This is a genomic window from Pseudomonas sp. 8 R 14 (genome assembly GCF_900005955.1).
Classification (GTDB): Bacteria; Pseudomonadota; Gammaproteobacteria; order Pseudomonadales; family Pseudomonadaceae; genus Aquipseudomonas; species Aquipseudomonas marginalis.
Genome location: NZ_CVTH01000039.1, coordinates 25,001 through 50,883, shown reverse-complemented (window position 1 = coordinate 50,883; position 25,883 = coordinate 25,001). Strand labels below are relative to the sequence as shown.

Here is a 25,883-nt window from a genome sequence, read left to right as displayed (position 1 = left end):
AAACAAAATCAAACTCGTACAGACGAGTTGTTGCTTTAACTCGTCTGTACGAGTACTTTTGCCTTCGGCGTGCTGCCAATGACTGCCCCCAATAAAAAAAATCAAAGTGGAAACCAAGCATGAGCCACGACTATTCCAACATTGCCCGCGAGATCCTCGAGCACCTCGGGGGCAGCGACAACCTTGAGCAAGCTGCCCACTGCGTGACCCGCCTGCGCCTGGCGCTCAAGGATCCGAGCCTGGTCAACAACAGCGCGTTGAACCAGGTCGAACTGGTCAAGGGCTCGTTCTTCACCGGCGGTTTGTTCCAGGTGGTGATCGGCCCCGGCGAAGTGGAAAAGGTCTACGCCGCCCTGCGCGAACAGACCGGCCTCGCCGCCGCCACCATCGCCGATGTGAAGAAGAAGGGCGCCGACAAGACCAACGCCATGCAGCGCCTGGTACGGGTGTTCTCCGATGTGTTCATGCCGATCCTGCCCGCGTTGATCATCGCCGGCCTGCTGATGGGCGTGAACAACCTGATGGGCGCCAAGGGCATGTTCATCGAGGGCCAGACGCTGCTGGAGGCGTATCCGAACCTGGATGGCCTGTGGAGCCTGATCAACCTGATGGCCAACACCTCGTTCGTGTTCCTGCCGGCGTTGGTGGGTTGGTCGGCGGCCAAGCGCTTTGGCGGCAGTGAAATCCTCGGCATCGTGCTCGGCCTGATGCTGGTGCATCCCGATCTGCTCAATGCCTGGAACTACGGCAAGGCGGTCGCCGGGCTCGACGGCCAGAGCCTGCCGTACTTCGATATTTTCGGTTGGTTCAAGATCGAGAAAGTCGGCTACCAGGGGCAGATCCTGCCGATCCTGATGGCGGCGTATGTCATGAGCGTCATCGAGAAATGGCTGCGCGCTCGTGTGCCCAACGCCATTCAATTGCTGGTCGTGCCAATCACCACCATCGTCGTCACCGGCGTGCTCGCGTTGGCGATCATCGGCCCGGTGACCCGTCACCTCGGCATCCTGATCACCGAAGGCGTGGTCACCCTGTTTGACCTGGCGCCGATGGTTGGCGGAGCGATTTTCGGGCTGCTGTACGCGCCGCTGGTGATCACCGGCATGCACCACATGTTCCTCGCCGTGGACCTGCAACTGATCTCCACCCAGGGCGGCACGTTTATCTGGCCGATGATCGTGATGTCCAACCTGGCCCAGGGCAGCGCCGCGCTCGCGGTGTTCTACACCACCCGCAATGCGCGGGATAAAAGCATGGCCTCGACCTCAGCGATTTCCGCGTACTTCGGCATCACGGAACCGGCGATGTTCGGGGTGAACCTGCGCTTCAAGTTTCCGTTTTACGCGGCCCTGGTGGGCTCGGCGCTGGGCAGCATTTTCCTGTCGCTGAACAAGGTGCAGGCCTCGGCCATCGGCGTCGGTGGTTTACCTGGGTTTATCTCGATCGTGCCGCAATCCATCGCGATGTTTGTGATCGGGATGGTCATCGCGATGGTCGTGCCGTTTGTACTGACCTGTGCGTTGAGCATGAAGATTGTTCGGCCGGGTTATCGCGTCGCCTGATCAATCGCCATCGAGGCCCGAGAGGCCAGCACAAAACTCTACTGAAGGAACCCACCATGCAAGACTGGCAACACTCGGTGATCTACCAGATCTACCCCAAGAGCTTCCACAGCCACGCGGGTAACGCCACCGGTGACCTGCTGGGCATCGTGGACAAACTCGACTACCTCAAATGGCTGGGCGTGGATTGCCTGTGGATCACCCCGTTCCTGCGCTCGCCGCAACGGGACAACGGCTACGACATCAGCGACTACTACGCCATCGATCCCAGCTACGGGACCATGGCCGACTGCGACCTGCTGATCAGCGAAGCGGCCAAGCGTGGCATCAAGCTGATGCTCGACATTGTGGTCAACCACACCTCCATCGAGCATGAGTGGTTCCAGCAGGCGCGCAGCAGCCTCGACAACCCCTACCGCGACTTCTACATCTGGCGCGACCAGCCGAACAACTGGGAGTCCAAGTTCGGCGGTTCGGCCTGGGAATACGAGGCGCAAACCGGCCAGTACTTCCTGCACCTGTTCGACCACACCCAGGCCGACCTCAATTGGGACAACCCCCAGGTGCGTGCCGAGGTGTTCAAGTTGATGCGCTTCTGGCGCGACAAGGGCGTGGGCGGTTTCCGCCTGGATGTGATCAACCTGATCTCCAAGCCCGCCGACTTCCCCGAAGACAGCAGCGACGGCCGCCGCTTCTACACCGACGGCCCGAACGTGCATGAATACCTGCAGGAGATGCACCGCGAAGTCTTTGAAGGCCATGACCTGATCAACGTCGGCGAGATGTCGTCCACCAGCCTTGAGCATTGCATTCGCTACTCGCGGCCAGAGTCGAAAGAGCTGTCGATGACCTTCAACTTTCATCACCTGAAAGTCGATTACCCGAACCTGCAGAAGTGGGTGAAGGCTGACTTCGACTTCCTGCAACTCAAGCAGATCCTCTCCGACTGGCAACTGGGCATGCAGGCCGGTGGCGGCTGGAACGCGCTGTTCTGGTGTAACCACGATCAACCCCGGGTGGTCTCGCGGTTTGGTGACGACGGTGAGCATCGCGTGGTCTCGGCCAAGATGCTCGCCACCGCGCTGCACTTCCTCCAGGGCACGCCGTTCGTGTACCAGGGCGAAGAACTGGGCATGACCAATCCGGGCTTTGACAGCATCGATCAGTACCGCGATGTGGAGACCCTGAACATCTTCCGCCTCAAGCGCGATGCCGGTGAATCCGAAGCGGCGAGCATGGCGGCGATCATGCAGAAGTCCCGCGACAACGGCCGTACGCCGATGCAGTGGAACGCGCAGCCGAATGCGGGTTTCAGTAGCGGCGAGCCCTGGATCGGCCTCCCGGCGAATGCCGCGCAGATCAACGTTGAACACCAGCGCGACGATCCCGACTCCGTGCTGCATCACTACCGCGCACTGATCGCCCTGCGCCGTCACGAACCGCTGATTCAAGAGGGGGTTTACCGCCAACTGCTGCAAGACCATTTGCAGGTCTGGGCGTACCTGCGCGAAGGCCACGGCGAGCGCCTGCTGGTGCTGAACAACTTCTACGGCCAGCCCTGTGAGGTCCAGCTGCCTGGCGACGTGATCGAGGCCGCGACCGAGCAACGCCTGCTGATCAGCAACTACCCCGACTGCCCGCGACGCTCGGCCACGGTCGTCTTGCGTCCCTACGAATCGTTCGTGCTGCACCTGATTGATTGATACGCCCCCTGTAGGAGCGAGCTTGCTCGCGAAAAACCTGAGAGCGCCGCGTTAAACCAGTATCGCTGCGTAATCGTTGGCGTTCTTCGCGAGCAAGCTCGCTCCTACAGGGAATCGTGTCGTGCAAGGACAGTAATAAAACAATAAAAATAGAAGGAGCATTCATGAAAACAACAATAAAGCTGGGCCTCGTTGCATCCTGCCTGAGCCTGCCATTCGGCGCACAGGCCCTGGAATTTGCCGGTTACTTGCGCAGCGGCGCGGGGACGTCGACAGGCAGTGGCAAGCAGCAATGTTTCCAGTTGCCGGGGGCGCAAACCAAATACCGACTGGGCAACGAATGCGAGCAGTACGCCGAACTGGAACTGCGTCAGGACCTGCTGACCCTCGACGATGGCTCGGTGCTCAGCGTCGACGCCATGGCGTCGCTGTACAACCAATACGACCGCGCCCTTAAATTCCAGGGCGAAGACAACGGCTCGGCGCGCATGCCGCAGATGTATGCGCAGTGGTCGAACCTGCCTGCCCTCAATGGCGGTTCGCTGTGGGCCGGTCGGCGTTACTACAAACGCAATGACATCCATATTTCCGACTTCTACTACTGGAACCAGAGCGGCACCGGCGGCGGTATCGAGGACGTGCTGATCGGCGACCTCAAGTACAGCTACGCCATTTCGCGCAAGGACAACCTGTACCAGAAGGAATACGCCACCCGTCACGACTTCAACGTCGCGGGCTTCAAGACCAACCCCGGCGGCGAGCTGGAGCTGGGCTTGAGCCATATCGAAAAGGCCGGCGGGCGCGACACCCACAGCGGCTGGGCGCTCACCGCGCAGCATGTGCAAAAAAACTTCCTGGGCGGCAAGAACAAATTCGCTTTGCAGTACGGCGAAGGCCCCGGCACCGGCCTGGGCTACACCGGCAATACCTTCCTGGATAACAGCAGCAAAAGTTATCGCGCCGTGGAGTTCTTCGACTGGCAGGTGACCCCGCGTTTTGGTGGGCAGATCGAGGCGGTGTACCAGAAGGATATTCGCCCCGGCAGCCAGGACCAGACCTGGATGTCCATCGGCGTGCGCCCTGCGTATGCGATCAGCGAACAATTCAAGTTGGTCACCGAGCTTGGGCATGATCAGGTCGATGCCACCGGCGGCACGCGCAAGCTGAGCAAATTTACCTTTGCCCCGACCTGGTCGCCCAACGGCCCGGATTTCTGGGCGCGGCCGGAAGTGCGTTTGTACTACACCTATGCGACCTGGAACGAAGCGGCCAAGCGTGCAGCGAATGAACTGGCGGCGGGCTCGGCGTTGTCCGACACCGGCGCCTATGGCACCGCGCGGCATGGGTCGAACGTTGGCGTGCAGGTTGAATACTGGTGGAAATAAGTCATCCATGGGATAGGCATCCACCCAAGGATCTTTACAGAACAAAACAGCAGGTGACGTCATGACCGCAACTCAACCCCTGGAACTGCTGGCGCCCTTGTCCGGCGTGCTGCTGGCACTGGACAAGGTGCCTGACCCGGTGTTCGCCAGCCGCATGATCGGCGACGGCCTGTGCATCGATCCCACCTCGCAGACCCTGTGCGCCCCCCTGGCCGGGGTGATCAGCAATATCCAGGACAGTGGGCATGCGGTCAGCGTCACCGACGACAACGGCGTGCAGGTGCTGATGCATATCGGCCTGGACACCGTGAGCCTGGCCGGCAAGGGCTTCACCCGCCTGGTCGAGGAAGGCCAGCGGGTAGAAGCCGGGCAAGCCTTGATCGAATTCGATGCCGACTATGTGGCACTCCACGCACGCAGTTTGCTGACCTTGATGCTGGTGGTCAGCGGCGAGCCGTTCACGCCGTTGGCAAGCGGCCTGGTGGAACGGGGCCAGCCGGTGTTGCAGGTAGCGCCCGGCAACCGGGTAGAGGAGGCCGATGAGGAGGAGGGCGATGCACGCTTCTCAAAGCCGTTGACCTTACCCAACGCCAACGGTTTACACGCGCGCCCGGCCGCCGTGTTTGCACAAGCCGCGAAAGGTTTTAACGCGAGCATTTACCTGCACAAGCAAACCCAGAGTGCCAACGCCAAGTCGCTGGTGGCGATCATGGCGCTGCAAACCGTGCAGGGCGATACCTTGCAAGTGAGTGCGGCCGGTGACGATGCCGAGGCGGCGATCCAAGCTTTGGTCGCGCTGTTGCTTGAAGGCTGCGGCGAGGCCATTGCGGCGCCGGCTGCACAGCTTGAAGCGCCCGTGCCGGTATCGTCGGCGACGCTGCTGCGAGGCGTTTGCGCATCGCCGGGATCGGCGTTTGGCCAGGTGGTCCAGATTGCTGAGCCCGAGCTGAAGGTGACTGAACAGGGCGCTGGCGAGGCGTTCGAGCGCGGCGCTTTGGACCGTGGCTTGCTGGCTGCAACCGAAGCGCTGCAAGCCCTGCAAACCCAGGCGGCAGGCAGTGCCCAGGCGGAGATTTTCCGCGCCCATCAGGAATTGCTCGAAGACCCGACGCTGCTGGAACAAGCCCACGGCCTGCTGGCCGAAGGCAAGAGCGCCGCATTTGCCTGGAACAGCGCCACGGTCGCCACTGCCCAGCTGTTCCAGAACCTGGGCAATGCCCTGTTGGCCGAACGTGCGGCGGACCTCGCGGATGTCGGCCAGCGTGTGCTGAAGCTGATCCTCGGAATTCAAGACCGCGCCTGGGACCTGCCCGACCGCGCGATCCTGGTCGCCGAGCAACTGACGCCTTCGCAAACCGCCAGCCTCGATCCCCAAAAGGTGCTGGGGTTTGTCACCGTCGGCGGCGGGGCGACCAGCCATGTGGCGATCCTCGCCCGTGCCTTGGGCTTGCCGGCGATCTGCGGGGTGCCGGAGCAGGTCTTGGCGCTGGCGAATGGCAAGCAGGTGCTGCTGGATGCCGATAAAGGCGAGCTGCATCTGGCGCCGAACCTGGCTGAAATCGAACGCTTGGAAGTGGCTCGCCAACAACAGGTGCAGCGGCATCAGCGCGATGTGGCGCAGGCTGCGTTGCCCGCCATCACCCGCGATGGTCATCACGTCGAGGTCACGGCCAACGTCGCTTCGCTTCAGGAGGTGGAGCAATCCCTGACCCTAGGGGGTGAAGGCGTGGGCCTGCTGCGCTCGGAATTCCTCTACCTCGACCGTAACCGCGCGCCGAGCCCCGAGGAACAGGCCACCACTTACAGCGCCATCGCCCGTGCCCTGGGTACTGAACGCAACCTGGTGGTGCGCACCCTGGACGTGGGCGGCGACAAACCGTTGGCCTACGTGCCGATGGAAGCGGAGACCAACCCATTCCTGGGTTTGCGCGGGATTCGCCTGTGCCTGGAGCGTCCACAGCTACTGCGCGAGCAGTTGCGCGCCATCCTCGCCAGTGCCGGCCTGACGCGGCTGCATATCATGTTACCGATGGTCAGCCTGTTGTCGGAGCTGCACCTGGCGCGCAAGATCCTTGAAGAAGAGGCGCTGGCGCTGGGGCTTGTCGAGCTGCCGAAGCTGGGCATCATGATCGAAGTGCCGTCCGCCGCCTTGATGGCCGACGTGTTTGCGCCCCATGTGGATTTTTTCTCCATCGGCACCAACGACCTGACCCAATACACCCTGGCCATGGACCGTGACCATCCACGGCTGGCCAGCCAGGCCGACAGCTTTCACCCGGCGGTATTGCGCCTGATTGCCACCACCGTCAAGGCCGCTCATGCCCACGGCAAATGGGTGGGCGTCTGCGGCGCGTTGGCGTCGGAAGCGCTGGCCGTGCCGTTGTTGATCGGGTTGGGGGTCGATGAGTTGTCGGTCAGCGTGCCGTTGATCCCGACCATCAAGGCCACCGTGCGCGAGTTGGACCTGGTCGACTGCCAGAGCATCGCCCGCCAGGTGCTGGGCCTGGAAGAAGCCGCCCAAGTGCGCGAGGCCCTGCGCGACTATCAAACAGCCACCGTTGTGCTGGAGAACTGAGCATGTTGGATAAATTGAAGCAGGCGTTCTGGAAGGCTCTGACGCCGGACTTGATTGCCGAGACCGTAGCGGCGCCGGGTTTGTTGTCGGCTGAGGTGCTGAGCGCGTTGGGTGGGGCGGATAATCTCAAGTCGCAGCGGCGGGTGGCGCTGACGCGGGTGAGGGTGCAATTGCAGGATGCGGGGCGGCTGGATGAGGCGGCTTTGAAAGCGGCAGGTGTGCCGGGTGTGATGGTGTTGGCGGGAGGAGTGGTACACCTGATCACCGGCCTCTGAAACCGGTGGAGATCCAAATGTGGGAGGGGGCTTGCTCCCGATGGCGGTGTATCAGTCAGCCTATGCAGTGGCTGACACTGTGCCATCGGGAGCAAGCCCCCTCCCACATTTTAGTTTTTTCAGTGTTCTTATAGCTGCGGGGTGTCTTCCGGCGGCTTGGTTTTATCCACACCCGGCACATGCAGATTACCTTCCACCACCTGGTTACCCTCCAGCTGGGGCTGGGTCACCCAGGTCAGGATGTCGTAGTAGCGCCGGATGTTCGCCACGAAGTGCACCGGCTCGCCGCCTCGGGCGTAGCCGTAGCGGGTCTTGCTGTACCACTGCTTCTGCGACAGGCGCGGCAGCATCTTCTTCACATCCAGCCACTTGTTCGGGTTCAGGCCTTCCTTCTTCGCCAGGATGCGCGCGTCGTCCAGATGGCCGGTGCCGACGTTATAAGCAGCGAGGGCGAACCAGGTGCGGTCGGGCTCGGCGATCTTGTCGTCCAGCTCGTCCTTGATCTTGGCCAGGTACTTGGCGCCGCCCATGATGCTTTGCCTGGCATCCAGGCGGTTGGACACGCCCATGGCCTGGGCGGTGTTCTGGGTCAGCATCATCAGGCCGCGCACGCCGGTCTTTGAGGTGACCGCCGGTTGCCACAGCGATTCCTGATAACCGATAGCCGCAAGCAGGCGCCAATCGACTTTTTCTTCCTTGGCGTAGGCGCGAAAGTGTTTCTCGTATTTGGGCAGCCGCTGCTGCAAATGCTGGGCGAAGGTGTAGGCGCCGACATAGCCGAGTACATCGACGTGCCCGTAATAGCGGTCTTTAAGGCGTTGCAGGGTGCCGTTCTTTTCCACCTTGTCCAGGTAGCTGTTGATCTCGTTGAGCAGGCTGTTGTCGTCGCCGGCCGCCACGGCCCAGCTCTGGTTGCTGGCATTGCCGAGGTCGAACGCCACCCGTACGTTGGGGAAGTACACTTGGTTCATCGCCACTTCGTTGGAGTCCACCAGGGTCAGGTCGATTTGCCCCTCGTCCACCATGCGCAGCAGGTCGACCACCTCGACAGCATCGGATTCTTCGTATTCGATGGCCGGGTTCTGCTTTTTAAGCGCCGCCAGCTGTTCGGCGTGGGTGCTGCCCTTGAGCACCATGATCTTCTTGCCCACCAGGTCCGCCGCGTTCGTCGGGCGTGACTGGCCGTTGCGGTAGATGATCTGCGGGGTGACTTCCAGGTAAGGATGGGAGAAACGCACCTGTTGCTGGCGCTGCTCGCTGCTGACCAGGCCGGCGGCGGCGAGCACCGGGCCGTTGGGTTTGCCCAACTGGCCGAACAGGTCATCGAGGTTGTCGGCGGTCTCTATTTCCAGCTTCACGCCCAGGTCATCGGCAAAACGCTTGACCAGTTCGTATTCGAAACCGGTTTCACCGTTGCGGTCCTGGAAGTAAGTCGCCGGGCTGTTTCGGGTAATCACCCGCAATACGCCATCCTCCTTGATTCGCTCGAGCGTGCTGGGTTTATCAACACAGGCGCTGAGCATCAGGAAGAGTCCGGTGACGATGAGCCATCTGGCGCATCGCGGGCGCAAAGCAGTTGGGGAGAACATCTGCGCAGTATACGCAAACGGCCCACGGCGCCATATCTCGACAGCGGCGGACTTGTCTGCTAGCGCCGCCAAAACTGTGCTGCAACCCGCAGAAACGTGGCTTGGCGCCCGATTGTGACGGTTAAAATAACTGCGCGGAATGCCTTGGATAACGCCCCGATAGCGTGCAAACCGTGCCAACTGACGTTCGGCAGCCGCCAGCGGTGCCGTTTCGGGTGCCGTTGGCGATGGTTTACGCTAGAATGCACGGCCTCAAAGCACACCCCTTCCCGAGGCTGTCCCGAAGATGTTGATCCTGCGCGGCGCTCCTGCCCTTTCTGCCTTTCGCCACAGCAAACTCCTTGAACAACTGAGCCAGAAGGTTCCAGCGGTTACAGGCCTGTATGCTGAATTTGCTCACTTCGCCGACGTTACCGGCGTCTTGACCGCCGACGAACAGCAAGTGCTCGCACGCCTTCTGAAGTACGGCCCAAGCGTTCCCGTTCAAGAGCCGACCGGCCGCTTGTTCCTGGTTCTGCCACGGTTCGGCACCATCTCGCCCTGGTCGAGCAAGGCTAGCGACATCGCCCGCAACTGCGGCCTGGCGAGCATCCAGCGCCTGGAGCGCGGTATTGCCTTCTACGTTGCCGGCCAGTTCAGCGACGCCGAGGCCGAGCTGATCGCCAGCAGCCTGCACGACCGCATGACCCAGATCATCGTCAGCCAGTTGGAACAAGCTGCCGGCCTGTTCAGCCACGCCGAGCCCAAGCCGCTGACCGCGATTGACGTGCTGGGCGGTGGACGCGCTGCGCTGGAGAAGGCCAACACCGAGCTGGGCCTGGCCCTGGCCGAAGACGAGATCGACTACCTGGTCAACGCCTTCACCGGTCTCAAGCGCAACCCCCACGACATCGAACTGATGATGTTCGCCCAGGCCAACTCCGAGCACTGCCGTCACAAGATCTTCAACGCCAGTTGGGACATCGACGGCGAAAGCCAGGAAAAAAGCCTGTTCGGCATGATCAAGAACACCTACGTGATGCACAGCGAAGGCGTTCTGTCGGCTTATAAGGACAACGCCTCGGTCATCGTCGGCTCGGTTGCCGGCCGCTTCTTCCCGGACCCTGAAACCCGCCAGTACGGCGCGGTGCAGGAGCCGGTGCACATCCTGATGAAGGTCGAGACCCACAACCACCCGACCGCGATTGCCCCGTTCCCGGGCGCGGCCACCGGTTCCGGCGGCGAGATCCGCGACGAAGGTGCCACCGGCCGTGGCGCCAAGCCAAAGGCCGGCCTCACCGGTTTCACCGTGTCCAACCTGCAGATCCCAGGCTTCGAGCAGCCGTGGGAAGTGCCGTACGGCAAGCCTGAGCGCATCGTCACCGCACTCGACATCATGATCGAAGGCCCGCTGGGCGGCGCCGCGTTCAACAACGAATTCGGGCGCCCGGCGCTGACCGGCTACTTCCGTACCTTCGAACAGTCCATCACCACCCCCCGTGGTGATGAAGTGCGCGGTTACCACAAGCCGATCATGTTGGCCGGCGGCATGGGCAACATCCGTGAAGAACACGTCAAGAAAGGCGAGATCCTGGTCGGCTCCAAGCTGATCGTGCTCGGCGGCCCGGCGATGCTGATCGGCCTGGGCGGCGGCGCGGCTTCCTCCATGGCCACCGGCACCAGCTCGGCCGACCTGGACTTCGCTTCCGTACAGCGCGAAAACCCAGAGATGGAACGTCGCTGCCAGGAAGTCATCGACCGTTGCTGGCAGTTGGGTGACAAGAACCCGATCAGCTTCATCCACGACGTCGGCGCCGGTGGTTTGTCCAACGCCTTCCCGGAACTGGTCAACGATGGTGACCGTGGTGGCCGTTTCGAACTGCGCAACATTCCAAACGACGAGCCGGGCATGGCCCCGCACGAAATCTGGAGCAACGAATCCCAGGAACGTTACGTACTGGCGGTCGGCCCTGAAGACTTCGCGCGCTTCCAGGCCATCTGCGAACGCGAGCGTTGCCCGTTTGCCGTGGTCGGCGAAGCCACTGCCGAGCCGCAGTTGACGGTGACCGACAGCCACTTCGGCAACAACCCAGTGGACATGCCACTCGAAGTGCTGCTGGGCAAAGCCCCGCGCATGCACCGTTCGGCGGTGCGTGAAGCCGAGCTGGGCGATGATTTCGACCCAAGCGCCCTGGACCTGGCCGACAGCATCGAACGTGTGCTGCACCACCCGGCCGTGGCGAGCAAAAGCTTCCTGATCACCATCGGCGACCGCACCATCACCGGCCTGGTGGCCCGTGACCAGATGGTCGGCCCATGGCAGGTGCCGGTGGCCGACGTTGCCGTCACCGCTACCAGCTTCGACGTCTACACCGGTGAAGCCATGGCCATGGGCGAGCGTACGCCGCTGGCCCTGCTGGACGCCCCGGCGTCGGGCCGCATGGCCATTGGTGAAACCCTCACCAACATCGCCGCGTCGCGCATCGGCAAGCTGTCCGACATCAAATTGTCGGCCAACTGGATGTCCGCTGCCGGTCACCCCGGTGAAGACGCGCGTCTGTACGACACCGTGAAAGCGGTCGGCATGGAGCTGTGCCCGGAGCTGGGCATCACCATTCCGGTGGGCAAGGACTCCATGTCCATGGCCACCCGTTGGAACGATGAAGGCGTGGACAAGAGCGTCACCTCGCCGCTGTCGCTGATCGTCACCGGCTTTGCGCCGGTCACCGACATCCGCCAGACCCTGACCCCGCAACTGCGCATGGACAAGGGCACCACCGACCTGATCCTGATCGACCTGGGCCGTGGCCAGAACCGCATGGGCGCCTCGATCCTCGCGCAAACCCACGGCAAGCTCGGCAAACAGGCGCCGGACGTGGATGACGCCGAAGACCTCAAGGCCTTCTTCGCCGTGATCCAGGGCCTCAATGCCGACGGCCACCTGCTGGCCTACCACGACCGTTCCGACGGTGGTCTGCTGACCAGCGTGGTCGAGATGGCCTTCGCCGGTCACTGCGGCCTGAACATCGTGCTCGACAGCGTTGCCGAGGACGCCTCTGAAATCAACGGCATCCTCTTCAACGAAGAGTTGGGCGCGGTGATCCAGGTGCGCCAGGACGCCACGCCGGACGTCCTCGCACAATTCAGCGCCGCTGGCCTGGACGACTGCGTGGCGGTGATCGGCCAGCCGATCAACAACGGTGAAATCAACATCTCGTTCAACGGCGACACCGTGTTTGCCGGCCAGCGCCGCTTGCTGCAACGCCAGTGGGCCGAGACCAGTTACCAGATCCAACGCCTGCGTGACAACGCCGACTGCGCCGAGCAGGAATTCGACGTGATCCTGGAAGAAGACAACCCGGGCTTGAGCACCAAGCTCAGCTTCGACGTCAACCAGGACATCGCCGCGCCGTACATCAAGAAAGGCATCCGCCCACAAGTTGCCGTGCTGCGTGAGCAGGGCGTCAACGGCCAGGTGGAAATGGCGGCCGCGTTCGACCGCGCCGGCTTCAATGCGATCGACGTGCACATGAGCGACATCCTCGCCGGTCGCGTTGACCTCAATGAGTTCAAGGGCCTGGTGGCCTGCGGTGGTTTCTCCTACGGCGACGTACTGGGTGCCGGTGAAGGCTGGGCCAAGTCGGCGCTGTTCAACAGCCGTGCCCGCGACGCGTTCCAAGGTTTCTTCGAGCGCAACGACAGTTTCACCCTGGGTGTGTGCAACGGTTGCCAGATGATGTCCAACCTCCACGAGCTGATCCCGGGCAGCGAGTTCTGGCCGCACTTCGTGCGTAACCGTTCCGAGCAGTTCGAAGCCCGCGTCGCCATGGTGCAGGTGCAGGAATCCAACTCGATCTTCCTGCAGGGCATGGCCGGTTCGCGCATGCCAATCGCCATCGCCCACGGTGAAGGCCATGCCGAGTTCGAAAGCGAAGAGGCGTTGCTCGAGGCCGATCTGTCCGGCTGCGTGGCCATGCGTTTCGTCGACAACCACGGCAAGGTCACCGAAAGCTACCCGGCCAACCCGAACGGCTCGCCGCGCGGGATCACCGGCCTCACCAGCCGCGACGGTCGCGTGACCATCATGATGCCGCACCCGGAGCGCGTGTTCCGCGCCGTGCAGAACTCCTGGCGCCCGGAAGAATGGAACGAAGACGGTGCCTGGATGCGCATGTTCCGCAACGCCCGCGTGTGGGTGAACTAAGACCGTGTACAAGCTCGCCTTCTTCGTGCCCGACAGCCATGTGGAGACGGTGAAAACCGCCGTCTTCGCTGCTGGCGGCGGACGCATCGGCGACTACGACCGCTGCGCCTGGCAAGTGCTGGGCCAGGGCCAGTTTCGCGCGTTGGACGGCAGCCAGCCGTTTATCGGGCAGGTTGGCCAGGTTGAAGTGGTTGAAGAGTGGAAGGTCGAGTTGGTGGTGGCCGATGAGTGGGTCAAGGCGGTTGTCGCGGCCTTGAAGCTCAGCCACCCCTACGAGACACCGGCGTATGAAGTGTGGCAGTTGGCAGATTTCTGATCGGCTGGCTGTTAAAACAAGAAACCCGCTGGGCCAGTTTGGCCAGCGGGTTTTTTGTTGGCTGTCATGCAATCAGGGCCAGGCCTTCAACGACTCAGGGCGCGGGGGTCAGCCCGACTTCCACCCGCAGTGCACTGATCAAGGTGCTTTCGTAGCTGAAGCGCTTGCCCTGCATCGGTTCCCAGCGGTCGACGTAATACAGGCCGTCAGCATTGACCTTGATGGGCGTCGACACAATTTCCCCGGTGCGCGAACGGTGCAGCACATTGTTCTGCGCCGGTGTTGGGCGTTCGATCAGGAAATGGCCGGGTCTTTTCAGCCGAGACCGGTCGACCGGAACGAACGGCGCTGGCGCCGTTAAGCCTTCCACACCGGCCTCCAGAACTAAGTCGCTACGCAAGGCCCTGGCATCGAGGTCTATGCCTTCGGAAAATGTCTCCCAGGTGCCGGGGCGAATGTTTCGCGCCAACGCGGGGGGCGTGTCCCTGACATGCAGGCTGACGGCACCTTGCAGTTCCGCCAGTCCGGGCACCCCCAGGTTGTTGTTGGTGTGAGTGCTGCCGATGAACGCGACCCACTTGTGTGGCCCATGCGCCGCCTGGTCGGCCTTGATCACATTGGAGGCGAAGTAGCTGAATATTTGGTTGCGCGTTACAGACATGTCCCCACCCAGCCCTTTGAGGTGATAACTGGCGGCGCAGTCCAGGGCGCGGACGCGCAAGCCGTGCTTGCCGGCTGCCTGGACGACTTCCGTGTACGTATCGCGGCCTTTGTAGCCGCGCATTTGCCCCTGGTCCAGATAGTTCAGGTAGCGCTTGAGGGTGTCCGGCAGGTGTTGGGTGCGCAGGAAGGCATCCAGCTCTGCCTGATGCAAATCGGTCATCAGGTGTTCTACGTACAGGGTCTTGAACCCCTGCGCCTTGAGGTGCCCCATGTGCTCGCGCAACAACCGTTTGCTGGACTCCGCCCGGTGCCCTTCACCGATCACCAGTCCGGTGAACTCGCTGTGACGGATGCTTTCCAGCAGCGCCTCTGGGGTTTTCGGCGAGCCCAGAACCGAAGGGTCGGGCCTGGTGGGCGGCACGTGGCTGGCCATATAGGTTTGTGCCTCGGTGCTCAGGCGTTCCCTGGTGTTCTGGAACGCCTGGAGTGCCTCGCGATGATCGGGGGCCGTCGAGTAGTAACGTGTATTGAGCCCATATCGCGTAGTAGCCTGTTGAGCGATGCTGGCGCGCAACGGCGGCGCGATGTCGTAGTCGCTGAAGTGGTTGGCGACAGCGACTGACGCAGCACCGGATGGCGTTACCGGCTCGGGCGCCGCATAGGCTGTGTGAAGGGTCAGCCGGTAGTCAGCGTGGGCCAGTGGATCGCCGACGATGGCGCCCGGCTCGTCGATCCAGATGCCCACCGGCTGGCCTGGGCCGACATCGTCCACCCGCAAGGCCACCGCGTCGTGCAAGTCGGCCAGGCCCGGCGTTTTATCGAAGGTACGCAGGCGCGAGGAATCCACTAACGCGATCCAGCGAGCGTCGGGCTCGTCGATGGCGTCGGTCTCGATGGTCTTGTGGGAATAGAAGTTCCTGGCCGCGTTATCCCGCGGCGTCGTCGCCGGTGTGTCGCCCATTTGCAGGGCATCCTCCAGTTGATACGAGGTCGAGGCGTCGAGGGCTCTGAGTTTCAAGCCCTTTTTTTGCGCCTGGCGCACCAGGGCGACAAACGAATACTCGGCGTCTTCGGCGAAGCCAAACGCCTGGTCAATCGTCTTCAGGTGGCGTTCGATGTGCTGCCAGGATTTACCGGTGTTGAGCTTCTGCAGTTTTGTGCGGAATAAATCGGCAGGCAGGTGCTCGATGTACAGGTACTTGAAGCCTTTGCTCAGCAAGCTGTCCATTTGCGTTATCAGGAGTTCTTTACTGGCGATGGAGCCTGGTGCCGCGCCGATGACCAAGTGCCGGTTTGCGGCCAAGGCATCGCTGGCCAGTAGTTGCGTAAATGAGGCGTCGGCGTCGATGGCCGGGACGTCGGCGCGGGCCGGCAACGGATCAAGGTGTTTGAAGAACTCTTCGGCGTCACTCGTCAAGCGTTCGGCCTGTTGCAAATAAGTGGTGCGCAGGGAGTGCAACTCGCTGGCGACGTGCCCCAGCGCGCCCTCCCGCGAGCCGAACTCCCATTCAGTCCGCTGCACGATGCTGGCCCGCACATCCGGATTGATCGCCAGTTCCAGTTTGCTCGCGTACTTCACCGGTATTTCATAGGGCTTGAGCGGCTCCGGTGTGTCGGGCAGTTTTTCATATTTAGGTGCGCCGCCGGTGATCCCGGTGCGGCTCCAGACGCCTTGCGCATCCGGGGCTGCCACGCGTGTGGTGGAGACCAGTTTGCCACTGGCCGGGTCCAGTCGGTAGAGCAGGTAGCGGCCGATGGGGTCCGGGGTTTTCTTCGCCCACAGCGCTTGGCCATCGAAGAGTACCGCTTGCATGTCTTCCAGGGCCAAGGGCTTGGGTTGCAGAGGCTGGACAAGTTTCAAGGCTTCGCTGGGGACGGCAGTGCGCCTGGCGATCGGGCTCACGGCGGGTCGGGCAAGCTGCCTGAGGGACACTAGGGCCGGGCGCAGATCGGTGAATGCGGCGCCGGCACTGTTGAGCATGTAGCCGATCAAGTGCTCCAGTGCGGCGCCGGTATCGCCCTGCTGGTAAGCGTGCAAGGCCAGCATGCCGTCCTTGAACGCCAGCAGCATGCCCAGGCTCAGGCTGAGGACGGGGAAGGGCGCGGTGGCAATCGCAGTGACCCACTCCACGCAGGTCCACAGAATACCGGTGATCATCTTGAGTCGATTGACCGTGGTGCCTTCAACATCGTCGATCTTGCGCTGCAGCTTCATGTTGTAAAGCGCTTGGCGCAGGTCCGGCAGGGGCACGCGGGTGGCGTCGTAGCGCGCAAGGCTGACGGAGGTCTTGTTCAGGTCCTCGGGTAATTGCGCCTTGGCGTTTTCCAGGAAAGTCCGTACTCGTGTCTGCGACTGGGCCCCTACCCGCAGGGTCAAATAGCCGACCATGCCGGGAATTTTTTTCAGCAGGTAATTGAACTGCCGGGCCTCGCGAAAGCTGATGCCATCCGGTGCGTTGGGGGTGTAGAGCAACGTCGGGAAGCCGCTGTGGCTGAACAGGAAGGTGTCGATGACCCACTCCCCGTCGACCAGCAGTCGATGGATGGCATAGGTGCCGCGCTGGTCGGTGGCGGTACTGCCCATGCTGGCGATACTGCGTTCAAGCCACTCCCAATCGACCCCGGCGATATGCCCTTGCAGGCGGCACTCCAAGGCAGCGTTCTGCATCTGGCGTTGGGTGATGCTCAGGGTTGCATTGCGCCGCAACTCGTAATCCGCGCTGCCGACATTCAATAGGCGGGCCCTGACCTCGTTGATGTAGCGCTGGCCGATCCACACACCGGTGACCGAGCGGGCGACCTTTTCTGCGGTCAGCGGGCTCAGGTCAATGCCGTTGGGACCTTTGAAGCGGGCCGCCCGCGAAAACTTTTCGTCGAGAAAACCCACGCCGTCCGCGTAGCCGTCACGGTACAGCTGGGTGTAGGTCAGCGGTTTCGGCGTCCAGGCGCCGAGCAGTGCCGGCGGCGAGAAGGCCCAGACGGTATCGGGGTCGACATCGTTCTGGTGACGTCCCAGCAGCTCGTTCAGGCGCTTTTTTGCCTGCTCATGCAGAAAGTCGGGGAAGCTGGGGAAGTGCGCATCGGACAGCGCAAAGACGTTGTAGGCATGCAGTGCACCCTCGGCGTCGTCAGCAAGTTTCAAAAGCTTCTGGCGGTTGGCGTTACTGGTGGAGCGGTACCAGTCCGGTGTGCTGAAGGCATAGTCGTCGACCCGTGTCGCCAGCACATGGGCCGACATGGCCTTGAGGCAATGAGCATGGTTGCCGATGTTGCCAAAGCGGACCTCTTTGTATTCCTCGGCATGAGGCTTGAAACTCAGGCCAGTCAAGACCTGCTTCATCGCTGCACGAAAGCGCAAGGCGACCCGCGTGATCAGGTAATCGGTGAGGGTGCCGGGCGGTTGTTTCGAACCGTTGTCCAGGCTCCAGCCAAGGATGTGCTGCTGGCAGGCAACCTCATCGTCGAATGCCTGGAATTGCTGCCGCCCAGGTGCCTCAGGGGTACACAGCAGCAGGCGTATGACCTTGCCGTTGCCGTCGCTCTGGCGCAGCACCCACATATCCTGCAACTGGGCCTCATGCAGAGACAGGGTTGCGGCGCTCAGGCGGGCGTCGGTGCCTTGGCGCAGGGTCTGCACCAATTGGAAGTCGTCTTCACTGAGATGGCCCTCGAGCACGGCGGTATAGGCCAGCGCGTTGATCCTTTGGTCGAGCATCTGTTCGATCGCGAGGCTGGTTTCGGGTTTTGCATGCATCTGTTGTTGCGCAGCGGCGAAGTCGAGGCGCGGTTGCAGGGTGCTAAGCGTCTGTACCAGCCAGGTCACGGTGAGGTCCTTGTATGCCTCTGGCAGTGGCGCCTCTTGATAGGTGAGCGTGGTTTTTTTCAGGAAGTCCGAGCCCGTCTGCTCGTCACCTTCGTGCAGCCCGCGCAGGGTCAGGTCGATCAGGTTGCGGTCGTGTTCGTACTCGCCGATGGGGGAGACGTAGCGACGGGTATTGATCACCAGGCGTTCCGGTTCCAGGTCGTGGATATCCAGGTCTTCGCTCAGCCGCTCCAGCAGTTGATAGCGGGCCAGTGTTGCAGGCGTGGTGACCGGGCCCAGCAGTTCAAGCAGGTGTTGGCGGGCGGTGTTGTAGTCTGCCAGGTGCCTGGCCAATTCGGCCCGGCGGGTTTCGCTGGCGCTCCGGTACCAGTCCGGGGCGCTCTGGCGCAGGTAGCGCTCCAGCACGCGCTGGGCACGCCATGCCAGGCGTGCGGCCAGGTCGGGCAGGGACGCGACGATGGCCTGGTCCAGTGCGCTGATCAGGGTGTCCACGGCCTGCTCGGGGTTATTCACCAGGCTCAGGGCATGATCAATGTCTGCGTTGCGCTTATCGATCAGGGCGTTGTAGGTGTGTTCGAACAGCGGCCGGTCATTGATGGGCGTCAGTGCCAGCGGCCAGATCGCGCCGGGGCTGATGTGGTGGTAGCGCACCGGCAGCAGGTGCATGAAGTCGCGGCGTTGCGCGGCGTCATCCATGCCGCGCTGCAAATGCGCGTTCAGTTGAGGCAGGGAGCCAAAGGTTTCAATCCCGCGCGTGGGGGTGAACAGCATCACTTCGCCCACGGCCGGCATGGAGGAAAGGTCGGTGACGACCGGGCTGGTGCGTTCGGTCAGGACAAAGGCCCCGGCCAGTTCGATGGTTTGTGCTTGATAGTCCAGGGTCAACGCATAGAAACCAGGCCGCAGTGTGCTGCCCAGCGGCACACGCTCCAGCATGGCCTGTTGTTGCGGGTGCAGCAGACGGTCCTGGGCGCTCAGGGCGGTTTCGTTGGCAAGGGCAGTGAAACCGGCTTCAAAGGTCATGAAGGATTTACGCGGTTTTCCGTCGATCTGCTCGTAACGGTCGAGGTGTTCCAGATGGGTGTTGAGTGTGGCCTTGAGCGTGACCAGTTGTTGGGGCAGGTCAGCCTGTTTCAGCGATTGGTAAAGCGTTCGGCTCTTGTGCAGGAACTGCTGCCGGTAGCTCGCCAGGATTGCGTTGGTTTTTTCCAGATAGGCCTGTTCGGCTGAGGGTTTGTGTTCTGGCAACAGCGGTGCTTCGACATTGAGCAGGTGATGACCGATCTGATTGAGGTTGCTTTCGATGCCTTCAAAGGCCTGGGATGGTGTGTTCACAGGCGCGCTCTCCATGCTGATGATAGGAACCTCAGCATGGAGCGCTGCACCGTTGGCAAGGCGGTAGATAAGTCGCGATGTCAGGCGCTGGTGTGCACCGGATCACGGTTGGCCAGGGCCTTGAGCGCGCTGCTCAAGCCCTGGGCCGATTCACCCACCAGCAAGTGCCAGATGCCGTCGTCGAGCTGGCGGATTCCCTGGCAACCCAAGGCTGTGAGCTGCTGCTCGGACAGCGCTTGGTCATCAGCCAGCTTCAAGCGAATGCGGCTCATGGCCACGCACTCCAACTGCAACACATTACGCGCACCGCCCAGTGCATTCAGCCATTGTTCGGCGTGTGGCGGGGTGACAGCGCCGGCCTCGGGTTGAGCGGGGGCCGAGGGCGACGATGGCTGGCCGGACGTGGGCATGGCCAAGCGAATCTCGTCGGCAATGCTGTCCGCCAGCGGGCCCACCACCACCTGCAAGCTGCCGCCGTTACCGGGGCGCACCACGGCCATCGCGCCCAGGGCTTTGAGCTCTGCATCCACGGCCTTGTTGCGATCGACCATGTCCAGGCGCAGGCGTGTGGTGCACGCGCCGACACTCAGCAGGTTGTCAGCGCCGCCCAGCGCACGGATGTAGGCGCTGGCCCGTTGATGGTCGGTCATGACTTCGGTCGGGGCGGCCTGGATATCTTCCCGGCCCGGTGTCTTGAGGTTGAAGCGACGGATGCAGTAGCTGAACACGCTGTAGTAGATCACGGCATAGGCCAGGCCCACCGGCACCATCAGCCAGCCATTGGTGGACTTGCCCCAGCCCAGCACCATGTCGATAAACCCACCGGAGAAGGTAAAGCCCAGGTGGATGTTCAGCAGATTGGTGACGGCCATCGACAGGCCTGTGAGCAGCGCGTGCAGCAGGTAAAGGAACGGCGCGAGGAACATGAACGCGAATTCGATGGGTTCGGTCACGCCGGTCAGGAAGGAGGTCAGCGCCATCGACAGGAAGATCCCGCCCATGACTTTGCGCCGCTCCGGCAGGGCGTTGCGGTACATCGCCAGGCAGGCAGCGGGCAGGCCGAACAGCATCACCGGGAACATCCCCGTCATGAACTGGCCGCCCTTGGGGTCGCCGGCGAAGTAGCGGGTCAGGTCGCCAGTGACCACCGCACCGGTCAGCGGGTCGGTGAAACTGCCGAACACAAACCACGCCATGTTGTTAAGGATATGGTGCAGGCCGGTGACGATCAGCAGGCGGTTGAACACGCCAAACACGAACGCGCCGAGGCTGCCGCTTTCCATCAGCAATACGCCGAAGCTGTTGATCCCGTGCTGGATCGGCGGCCAGATCAAGCCAAAAATCACCCCCAGCGCCACCGCTGAAAACCCGGTGACAATCGGCACAAACCGCCGCCCGCCGAAGAACGCCAGGTACTCCGGCAGCTTGATGTCCTTGAAGCGGTTATACAGCGCACCGGCCATCAAGCCGCTGGCGATACCGGCGAGCATGCCCATGTTGATGGTAGTGTCCATCACCTTGAGCGTGGAGATCATCACCAGGTAACCAATTGCCCCGGCCAGGCCTGCGGTGCCGTTATTGTCACGGGCAAAACCCACGGCAATACCGATGGCGAAGATCAGCGCCAGGTTGGCGAAGATCGCCTGCCCGGCATCGTGCATCACCGCGATGTTGAGCAAGTCGGTGTCGCCCAGGCGCAGCAAGAGACCGGCGATCGGCAAGATCGCGATCGGCAGCATCAGCGCACGGCCCAGGCGTTGCAGGCCTTCAATAAAGTGTTGGTACATGGCGTGTCTCCTTTTTTCTTGTTGTTGTCAGCTCAGCGGCCAGTGGTGTTGACAGGCTTGGCGAACCGCCCTGGCGCTGCTCAGGTCGAGCAGGCCGAGGCTCAGTTGCCGGCATTGCGCCGCGTCCAGGTGGCGGACGCGGTCCTTGATTTCGCCGATCTGCGGCGGGCTGACCGACAGCTCGCTGACCCCCAGGCCGACCAGTACCGGCGTGGCCAGCGGGTCGCTGGCCAAGGCCCCGCAGACACCGACCCAGCGGCCATGCCTGGCCGCGCCGGCGCAGGTCTGGGCGATCAGCCGCAGCAATGCCGGATGCAGCGCATCGACCCGCGCAGCCAGGCCGGCGTGGTCGCGGTCCATCGCCAGGGTGTACTGGGACAGGTCATTGGTGCCGATGGATAAGAAGTCCGCGTGCTCGGCCAACTGCTCGGCCATCAGCGCGGCGGCGGGCACTTCGATCATCACCCCCAGCTCCGGGCGCTGGGTCAGTTCCAGCTCGGCGCACAATTGATCCAGGCGTTGGCGAATGTGCAGCAGTTCGTCGACTTCGCTGACCATCGGCAGCAGGATGCGGCAGCGCTCCAAGGGGCACACTTGCAGCAGCGCACGCAGTTGCTGATCCAGCAGCTGCGGGCGTACCTGCGCCAGGCGAATACCGCGCAGGCCCAAGACCGGGTTGGCCTCGACGGGCAGCGGCAGGTAGTCGAGTTGTTTGTCGCCGCCCACATCGATGGTGCGGATGATCACCGACTTGTCGCCCATAGCATCCATCACAGCTTGATAGGCTTGGCGCTGCTCCTGTTCATCCGGCGCCGTGCGGCGGTCGACGAAGAGGAATTCGGTGCGCAGCAGGCCGACACCGTCAGCGCCATTTTCAAAGGCCACCTGGGCCTCGGCGCTGGAGGCGACATTGGCGGCCACTTCGATGTTCACGCCATCGCGGGTTTGCGCCGGTTGTTGGGCCTGGGCCTGTTGCTGCCGGCGACGCAGTATCTGCGCGTCGCGGATCCGGTGGACTTCGGCATGACGCGCCTCGCTGGGGGCCAGTTCCAGGCGGCCGTTGCCGGCGTCGAGCACCACGCGCTGGCCGTGCGGCACATCGAGCACCTCAGCGCCCAACGCGACGACACATGGCAAGCCTTTGCCCCGCGCCAGGATGGCGACATGGGACGTGGCGCCACCTTCGGCCATGCAGATCCCGGCAGCCTGTTGCGCGCTCAGTTGCAGCAAATCCGAAGGGGTCAGTTCATGGGCGCTGACAATCGCTCCCGCAGGCAATTCGAAATGCCAGGCTTCACCCAACAGTGCGCGCAGGACCCGTTGTTGCAGGTCGCGCAGGTCGTTGGCGCGTTCGGCGAACAGCGGCTTGCCCAGGGCCAGCAATACCGCGCACTGCGCCTGGATCGCATCACGCCAGGCATGGGTGGCGGCGCTGCCGTGTTCGATAGCTTCGGTGGCGGCGTCCAGCAGGGCGGGGTCTTCGAGCAGGGCCAGGTGGGCGGCGAAGATCTCTTCTTCTTCGACGGCCTTGCGTTGGCGAGCCTGGTCCAGGGTGCTGCGGATTTCACCGCGCACCTGCTCCAGGGCTGCGTCCAGGCGTTGCAGTTGTTCGTCAGTGACGTGATGGCCGGGGTCCGACGGCAACTCGATACCCGCCAGCCGAAACAACGGCCCGCAGACCAGTCCCGGTGCCGCGCACACGCCCTGCAACACATCAACTTCCGTGGTTGCCCGGCGCGGCATGGCGACGACCGGTGCGTGGGGTTCAGCCTTGACGGCGGCGGACAAGGCCGCGACCAGCGCCTGCAGCGCGGCTTCGGCGTCCTTGCCGCGACAGGTCACGCGCACCTCGTCGCCTTCGCCAATGCCCAGCCCCATCAGACCGATCAGGCTGTCGCAGGCGGCCGACCTGGCGCCGAAGTGCACCTGCGCCTGGCTGCTGAAACCCTGGGCGGTCTTGCGAATCAACGCCGCCGGTCGTGCGTGCAGGCCGCCACGGTGCGTCACGTGCACGCTGGCGCTGGCTTCGGCGACGGCGTAATCCACAGCCGTTTGCTGCGCTGCGTTCGCACGCGGCACAACCTGCACCAAGGGGTCGCCCTGCTTGACGGTTTTCGCGGCCAGCGGGCGCATTTCAAAGTGTTCGCCATTGGTGAGGATGATCAGGCTGACCAGGCTTTTGCACTGGCGGGCAATACGGTCCAGGTCAAAGCGCACCAGCGCCTGGCCATTGCTGACCCGGGCGCCTTCCTTGACCAGCAGGGCAAACCCTTCGCCGTTCAATTCGACCGTGTCGACGCCGATGTGCAGCAACACTTCGGCGCCGTTGTCGGCGCGTATCGTCAAGGCGTGGCCGGTGCGGGCGACGTGGATGACCACGCCATCGCACGGCGCATGCAGGCAATCGTTGAGCGGGTCGATCGCCATGCCGTCGCCCAGGGCGCCGCTGGCGAACACGTCGTCAGGCACGTTGCCCAGGGCCAGTAACGGCCCGCTGAGGGGGGCGTTGAGGGTCAGTTCATTATTGTTGTTGGGCATGGGCACGGTACTCATCAGGAAAGCGCGACTCAGTGAGTGCGGGTAACTTTGCTCAGGTGGCGCGGCTGGTCCGGGTCCATGCCTCGGGCGACGGACAGGCCGGCCGCCATGACATAGAAACTCTGGATCGCCAGGATCGGGTCCAGGCTCGGGTGTTCGGCGCGGCTCAGGGTCAAGTCGCGTTCGGCGATATCGTCCGGTGCTGCGAGCAGCACGCGGGCACCGCGTTGGCGCATATCGGCGGCCAGGCTCAACAAGCCGGCTTGCTCGGCACCCCGTGGTGCGAAGACCAGCAGCGGGTAGTCCGCGCCGATCAAGGCCATCGGCCCGTGGCGCACCTCAGCGCTGCTGAAGGCTTCGGCCTGGATCGCCGAGGTTTCCTTGAGCTTGAGCGCGGCTTCCTGGGCGATGGCAAACCCGGCGCCACGGCCGATCACCATCAGTTGCTGGCAGCCGCGCAGCGCCTCGATGGCGGGCGTCCAGTCCTGCCCGGCGGCTTCACGCAGGCCTTCGGGCAGGGCCTGGCAGGCTTGCAGCAAGTCGGGCTCCTGGTTCCAGTGGCCGATCAACAGCGCGCTGGCGCTGAGGGTGGCGATAAAGCTCTTGGTCGCGGCCACGCTGAGTTCCGGCCCGGCGCACAGGGGTACATGGAATTCGCAGGCGGCTTCCAGCGGCGAGTCTTCGGCGTTGACCAGCGAGATGCTCAAGGCGCCACGCTTGCGCAGCAGGCGCAAGCTGTTGACCAGGTCCGGGCTTTGCCCCGACTGGGAGAAACCGAACGCTACCTGGCCGCTGACTTTCATGGGTGCTTGCAACAAGGTCACCACCGACATCGGCAACGACGCCACCGGGATGCCGACATGCTGCATGGCCAGGTAGGCGAAGTAGCTGGCGGCGTGGTCCGAGCTGCCCCGCGCAATGGTCATCGCCACCTGCGGCGGCTGGCGGCGCAGGCGGCCGGCGACTTCTTCCAGCAGTGGGCCCAGGCGTTGCAGTTGTGCCGCGACGGCGTCAGCGGAGGCCAAGGCCTCTTCAAGCATTTTTGAAGACAATGGTTTCTCCTTCGACCATGACGTCGGTGAGGTGCAGGGAGCGGTCCAGGCGCACGCAGTCGGCAAAGCTGCCCGGTTGCAGGCGGCCGCGTTCTTCCAGGCCCAGGTAATCCGCCGGAAATTGCGACAGGCGTTGTGAGGCTTCGCTGATCGGCAGGCCGATCTTCACCAGGTTGCGCAGCGCCTGGTCCATGGTCAGCGTACTGCCGGCCAGGGTGCCGTCGGCCAGGCGTACACCGCCTAGGCATTTGGTCACGGTGTGGCTGCCCAGCTTGTATTCGCCATCGGGCATGCCGGCGGCGGCGGTGGAATCGGTGACGCAATACAGGCACGGGATCGCCCGCAGGGCTACGCGCATGGCACCGGGGTGCACATGCAGCAGGTCCGGAATCAATTCTGCGTACTTGGCGTGGGCCAGCGCGGCGCCGACGATGCCCGGCTCACGGTGATGCAACGGGCTCATGGCGTTGTACAAATGGGTAAAGCTGGTGGCGCCGGCGGCGAGGGCGGCGACGCCTTCTTCATAGCTGCCCAGGGTGTGGCCGATCTGCATGCGCACGCCGCGCTCGCTGAGGGCGCGGATCAGGGCGTCGTGGCCGGCGATTTCCGGGGCGATGGTGATCACCCGGATCGGCGCCAGGCGCAGGTAGGCTTCGACTTCGGCCATCAAGGCGGTGTGGGCGAAGTTGGGCTGCGCGCCGAGTTTTCCCGGGTTGATGTAGGGGCCTTCCAGGTGCACGCCGAGTACCCGGGCGCTGCCCGTAGGACGCTGCTCGCAGAAGCGCCCGAGTTGGCCGAGCACGCTGGAGATTTCATCCACCGGCGCGGTCATGGTGGTGGCCAACAGCGACGTCGTACCAAAACGCACATGAGTGCGGGTGATGGTCTCGAAAGCGTCGGCGCCTTCCATGATGTCTTTACCGCCGCCGCCGTGGACGTGCAGGTCGATAAAACCCGGCAGCAGGTAGGGCAAGTCGTTTTCAGCCGGGTCGCAAGGTTCGCCCTCGATGGCGATGACCTTGCCGTGCTGGTGCACCAGGCGGCCGCGCATCCAGCCGTGGGGCGTGAGGATATTGTCTTCGGACATGGGCAGTTCT

Annotated in this window: 13 protein-coding genes; 7 read left to right on the top strand and 6 right to left on the bottom strand. The window is 63.1% G+C overall.

Translation table 11 applies throughout. The features are described 5' to 3' along the window. The first annotated feature begins 119 nt into the window (after nt 1-119). The 5 genes from treP (at nt 120) to BFQ01_RS07775 (ending at nt 7,500) form a co-directional block, all read left to right on the top strand. Nucleotides 120-1,562, top strand: a complete 1,443-nt coding sequence (treP, locus tag BFQ01_RS07795) for a PTS system trehalose-specific EIIBC component (protein WP_065924853.1) — start codon at nt 120-122, stop codon at nt 1,560-1,562. A 56-nt stretch (nt 1,563-1,618) separates the two neighbouring features. Beyond that, on the top strand, nt 1,619-3,265 hold the full coding sequence (treC, locus tag BFQ01_RS07790; protein WP_065924852.1) for an alpha,alpha-phosphotrehalase: 1,647 nt from the start codon (nt 1,619-1,621) through the stop codon (nt 3,263-3,265). Between the two features lie 164 nt (nt 3,266-3,429). Continuing rightward, nucleotides 3,430-4,650 carry a maltoporin gene (locus tag BFQ01_RS07785; protein WP_065924851.1) on the top strand — a complete coding sequence of 407 codons (1,221 nt, stop codon included), beginning with the start codon at nt 3,430-3,432 and terminating at the stop codon, nt 4,648-4,650. 61 nt (nt 4,651-4,711) lie between these two features. Continuing rightward, nucleotides 4,712-7,225, top strand: coding sequence for a phosphoenolpyruvate--protein phosphotransferase (gene ptsP / locus BFQ01_RS07780; protein WP_065924850.1), 2,514 nt, complete (start codon nt 4,712-4,714; stop codon nt 7,223-7,225). 2 nt (nt 7,226-7,227) lie between these two features. Then, complete coding sequence (locus tag BFQ01_RS07775; protein ID WP_065924849.1) at nt 7,228-7,500, top strand: PTS transporter subunit EIIB; 273 nt, start codon at nt 7,228-7,230, stop codon at nt 7,498-7,500. A 128-nt stretch (nt 7,501-7,628) separates the two neighbouring features. Here BFQ01_RS07775 and mltF read toward each other — a convergent pair whose 3' ends face one another. After that, entirely contained in the window at nt 7,629-9,089 is a 1,461-nt protein-coding gene (gene mltF / locus BFQ01_RS07770) for a membrane-bound lytic murein transglycosylase MltF (protein ID WP_027605438.1), read from the bottom strand. A gap of 286 nt (nt 9,090-9,375) precedes the next feature. Between mltF and purL the strand changes: the two genes are divergently transcribed. Both purL and BFQ01_RS07760 read left to right on the top strand, forming a co-directional pair. Continuing rightward, nucleotides 9,376-13,272, top strand: a complete 3,897-nt coding sequence (gene purL / locus BFQ01_RS07765; RefSeq protein WP_065924848.1) for a phosphoribosylformylglycinamidine synthase — start codon at nt 9,376-9,378, stop codon at nt 13,270-13,272. 4 nt (nt 13,273-13,276) lie between these two features. Next, on the top strand, nt 13,277-13,588 hold the full coding sequence (locus tag BFQ01_RS07760; RefSeq protein WP_065924847.1) for an NGG1p interacting factor NIF3: 312 nt from the start codon (nt 13,277-13,279) through the stop codon (nt 13,586-13,588). 94 nt (nt 13,589-13,682) lie between these two features. On the opposite strand, the gene BFQ01_RS07755 is transcribed toward BFQ01_RS07760, so the two are convergent. From BFQ01_RS07755 to nagA, 5 genes are all read right to left on the bottom strand, one after another. Then, the gene (locus BFQ01_RS07755; RefSeq protein ID WP_141691255.1) at nt 13,683-19,409 is read right to left on the bottom strand and encodes a membrane-targeted effector domain-containing toxin; all 5,727 of its coding nucleotides are present in this window, start codon (nt 19,407-19,409) and stop codon (nt 13,683-13,685) included. 80 nt (nt 19,410-19,489) lie between these two features. Further along, nucleotides 19,490-21,196 carry an N-acetylglucosamine-specific PTS transporter subunit IIBC gene (nagE, locus tag BFQ01_RS07750; RefSeq protein ID WP_065924845.1) on the bottom strand — a complete coding sequence of 569 codons (1,707 nt, stop codon included), beginning with the start codon at nt 21,194-21,196 and terminating at the stop codon, nt 19,490-19,492. 27 nt (nt 21,197-21,223) lie between these two features. Further along, complete coding sequence (gene ptsP, locus BFQ01_RS07745; protein WP_065924844.1) at nt 21,224-23,734, bottom strand: phosphoenolpyruvate--protein phosphotransferase; 2,511 nt, start codon at nt 23,732-23,734, stop codon at nt 21,224-21,226. A gap of 29 nt (nt 23,735-23,763) precedes the next feature. After that, entirely contained in the window at nt 23,764-24,786 is a 1,023-nt protein-coding gene (locus BFQ01_RS07740) for an SIS domain-containing protein (RefSeq protein ID WP_141690797.1), read from the bottom strand. Next, on the bottom strand, nt 24,767-25,873 hold the full coding sequence (gene nagA / locus BFQ01_RS07735; RefSeq protein WP_065924842.1) for an N-acetylglucosamine-6-phosphate deacetylase: 1,107 nt from the start codon (nt 25,871-25,873) through the stop codon (nt 24,767-24,769). Before nagA ends, BFQ01_RS07740 begins: the two co-directional genes overlap by 20 nt. Between the last annotated feature and the right edge of the window lie 10 nt (nt 25,874-25,883).